This window comes from Microbacterium sp. ISL-103, assembly GCF_018613995.1.
Lineage (GTDB): Bacteria > Actinomycetota > Actinomycetes > Actinomycetales > Microbacteriaceae > Microbacterium.
Map to the genome: position 1 here is coordinate 1 of NZ_JAGGPD010000213.1, position 3,811 is coordinate 3,811.

Consider the following 3,811-nt stretch of genomic DNA (forward strand, 5'->3'; position numbering starts at 1 on the left):
GCCAGCACGGTGAGGGCGCCGAGGACTCCCGGAACGACATGCCGGACGAAGGCCTGAGTCGCGGGGACTCTGAGGATGCGCGCCGCCTCGACATGCTCGGCACGGCGCAGCGTGCGCGTCTGCACACGCGCGAGGCGGATGTAGACGGGCACCGCGGCGAGCGTCACTGCGATCGCGATGTTCACCGGTCCCGGCCCCAGCACCGCGACGACGACGAGCGCGACGAGGAACTCGGGGAAGGCCATCAGCACATCGTTCACGCGCATCAGCGCGGCATCGACGCTCCGAGGCGCGAGCCCGGCGAGCGCTCCGACGAGCAGTCCGAAGACGAGGGCGACTCCGGTGGCGAGCAGACCGATGCCGATCGAGCGACCCGCCCCGTACACCACTCGCGAGTACACATCTCGGCCGCTCTGATCCGTACCGAAGAGATGCTCGGCGCTCGGCGGCAGAAGCGCCCCCCGCACCTCGGTCTGGAGAGGGTCGTGAGTGGCGAGCACACCCGGGAATGCCGCGGCGAACGCGAGCACCAGAAGCACAGCGACGGCGGCCCAGAGAAGCACGCCCTGCGCCCGCTTCATCGCATGCTCCGTCGGCTGCTGCCGAGGCGCGGATCGATGAGCGGATGCAGCAGCTCGACCACGAGGTTCACGACGACGAAGACGATGGCGCTGAGCAGGATGATGCCCGTGATGACGGGCAGGTCGCGGTTGCTGATGGCGGCGAGCGTCACCCGGCCGAGGCCCGCGCGCGCGAACACCGTCTCGACGAGCACCGCCCCTCCGAGTACCGAACCCGTCAAGTACGCCGCGAGGGTGATCGCGTTCGCGGCGCCATGTCTGAGCCCGTGGCGAAGCGTGAACCACGACTCGCCGGCGCCTCGCGCCCGCACGGTGTCGGCGAACGGCATCCGTTCCGCCTGCGCGAGGCCGTCGCGCAGCACCTGGCTCAGCAGAGCGGCGACCGGCAGAGCGAGGGTGATCGCGGGCAGCACGATGGTCGCAGGGTTGCGAGCACCGGACACCGGGAACCATCCGAGCCCGAAGGCGAACACGCTGAGCAGGATCAGCCCGATCCAGAACACCGGGGATGACAGGATGACGAGCTCGATCGTCGCCGCGACAGCGCGTCCTGCCTGCCCGCGCACCAGCAGAGCCACAGACAGTGCGAGCACCAGCGCGATCAGCAGCGCCAGCGCGGAGAGTTGCAGGGTCGGCCCGAGCTGACGCCCGATTACCTCGGTCACGGGCATCCGCAGCTGATACGACTCACCGAGATCGCCCCTGGCGAGTTGCCCGATGAACGTCAGATACTGCTCGAGCGGAGGCCGGTCGAGCCCGAGTTCGGCACGGATACCGTCTTTCACCTCTTCGCTGACCTGAGCCTGCGGCCCCAGCATCACCGACACGGGATCACCGGGGATCACCCGGAACGCGAGGAACACCAGCGTCGCCGCACCCCAGAGCACGATGACGACGGATGCCACAAGGCCGGCGATCCGAAGGAGCGCTGCTTTCACCGTTCGCGCCCTCTCGAAGTCTCCGGAGCGCCCGCCGGTTCGCCGGTGCGCTCGCTCAGGAACGATACCGCAGCAGTTCTTCGACGGACGCTCGACGTCTCGGGTGTCAGCCGACGCTCACGTCGTAGAACAGCGGGCGCCCGTACAGGTCGTATTCCAGACCGTCCACGCGCTCGCCGACTGCGGTGATGGCCGACGGGCTGTACAGCGGCACGATCGCCGTGTAGTCGGCGTTCCATTCCTGCAACTGGGTGTAGATGTCGTTGCGCTCGCTCTGATCGCTCGAGGCCACCGCCTGCTCGAGCATCGCGTCGATCTCGGGATCCGCCACCTGAGAGGCGTTCTGGAAACCGTCCGTATGCAGGTGCGCACGCAGGAAGTCGGCGTCGACACCGGAGAAGCCCCAGTCGGTGAGGTCGAACGTCTTGGGTCCGTACTGCTCGTTGTAGGCACCCGGCTCGAGCACCTCGCGCACCAGCTCGAAGCCGATGGCCTTGAGGTCCGACTGGATGGCGTTGGCGAGCGCCGCGCGGTCGTCGGGCACAGGCGTCCAGGCGATCCAGCGTGCAGAAAGACGTTCTCCGTCCTTCATGCGGATGCCGTCGCTGTCGCGCTCGGTCCAGCCTGCCTCGTCGAGGAGCTCGTTCGCCGCGTCCTGGTCGAACGGCCAGCTGCCTTCGAGCGATGCGTCGTATCCCGGCGTGGTGGAGCCGAGAACGCTCCATGCGCGCGGGAACTGCCCGAAGAAGATCTCCTCCACGGCCGCGTCGACATCGATGCCGCGGGCGAACGCCTGGCGCACCTTCTCATCGGCGAAGACGCCGTACTTCTCGTTCAGGTACAGCGAGTACGGAAGACCCGGGTACTCGATCGAGTCCACGGTGATGCCGTCGCCGAGGTCCCCGGCGAGGTTGGGCGGGATGTTGCTCGCGAGATCTGCCTCGCCGCTCTCGATGACACCCGTGCGCACCGACGCCTCGGGCTGGATCTCGACGCGCAGCGTCTCGACCTTCGGAGCGTCCTCACCGTGCGGACCCCACGCGTAGTCGTCGTTGCGGGTGTAGACGAGCTCTTGATCGGGCGTGTACTCGGTGAGCACGAACGGGCCGGTGCCCACCGTGATGTCGGGGCCGCCCGCCTTCAGCTGGTCGGCCGACTCCGCGAGAACCGCCGGCGAATAGAAGCCGAGCTGCGGGGTGCTGGCTGCCTGCAGGAACGGCGCATAGGGCTGCGTGAACGTCACTTTCACCGTGAATTCGTCGACGACCTCGGTGCCCTCGTAGAAGTCCGCCCCCAGCATCGACGCGGCCTGGGCGGACTCGGTCTCGGGATCCACGATGCGATCGAAGTTCGCCTTGACCGCCTCGGCGTCGAACGGCTCGCCGTCGGTGAAGGAGACGTCGTCACGCAGCGTGAACGTGTACTCGGTGCTGTCGTCCGAGATCTCCCACTCCGTCGCAAGCCATGGGCTGAAGGAGCCGTCCTCCTCCTGGAACACCAGCGAGTCCAGCACGGCCCGCTGCACCATGCCCGACACGTCGAGCTGGCTGACCTGGGGGTCCATGTGGCCCGCCGAGAGGTTGGCTCCCTCGATCGACCAGACCAGCTCTCCGCCCTCGGAGTCCGAGGATGGCCCCGCGCACGCGCTCAGCGCGAGGGCCGAGACCGCGGCGAGAGCGGCGAGAGGAAGCAGACGACGGGTGATGCGTGCGGGCATGGCTATTCCTCGAGAGAACGGGTCGGGATGCCCCCAAGTCTAGAACGGATTCTTGGACTGAGTCGATTTGCTACCGCATCCGGCCCTCGGCGACCTCGGTACACTGGATGGCACAACCCACACTCAGGCACGCTCACACAGTGCCGCATACATCGCTCGAGGAGACCTTCATGTCTGTGATTCCCGACAAGCCCGTACTCGAAGGCCTCGAAGCGAAGTGGGGTGAGTCGTGGTCTCAGCAGGGCACCTACCTGTTCGACCGCATCCGCGCAGCGCAGTCAGGACGCGACGGCGTCTACTCGATCGACACTCCCCCGCCGACGGCGTCCGGGAGCCGGCACATCGGTCACGTGTTCTCGTACACGCACACCGACGTCAAGGCGCGCTTCGAGCGCATGCGAGGAAAGAACGTCTTCTATCCGATGGGATGGGACGACAACGGCCTTCCCACCGAACGCCGGGTGCAGAACTACTACGGCGTGCGTTGCGACCCGACTCTCCCGTACCAGACCGACTTCACCCCGCCGTTCGAGGGTGCCGACAACCAGTCAAGCCGTTCTGCCTACCAGGTGCCG

Annotated in this window: 4 protein-coding genes; 1 reads left to right on the forward strand and 3 read right to left on the reverse strand. The window is 67.3% G+C overall.

The annotated features are described in order from the left end of the window. From J7E68_RS08690 to J7E68_RS08700, 3 genes are all read right to left on the reverse strand, one after another. The coding region (locus J7E68_RS08690) for an ABC transporter permease (protein ID WP_215171758.1) at window positions 1-581 on the reverse strand (581 nt) is incomplete at its 3' end. Further along, window positions 578-1,519 (reverse strand): ABC transporter permease, encoded by a 942-nt coding sequence (locus tag J7E68_RS08695; protein ID WP_215171760.1) that lies wholly within the window; start codon window positions 1,517-1,519, stop codon window positions 578-580. The genes J7E68_RS08690 and J7E68_RS08695, both read right to left, overlap by 4 nt. A 106-nt stretch (window positions 1,520-1,625) precedes the next feature. Then, window positions 1,626-3,236, reverse strand: a complete 1,611-nt coding sequence (locus J7E68_RS08700) for an ABC transporter substrate-binding protein (RefSeq protein ID WP_215171762.1) — start codon at window positions 3,234-3,236, stop codon at window positions 1,626-1,628. A 170-nt stretch (window positions 3,237-3,406) separates the two neighbouring features. Between J7E68_RS08700 and J7E68_RS08705 the strand changes: the two genes are divergently transcribed. Continuing rightward, window positions 3,407-3,811, forward strand: a 405-nt coding sequence (locus J7E68_RS08705; protein WP_215171764.1) for a class I tRNA ligase family protein, incomplete at its 3' end; no start/stop codon positions are given.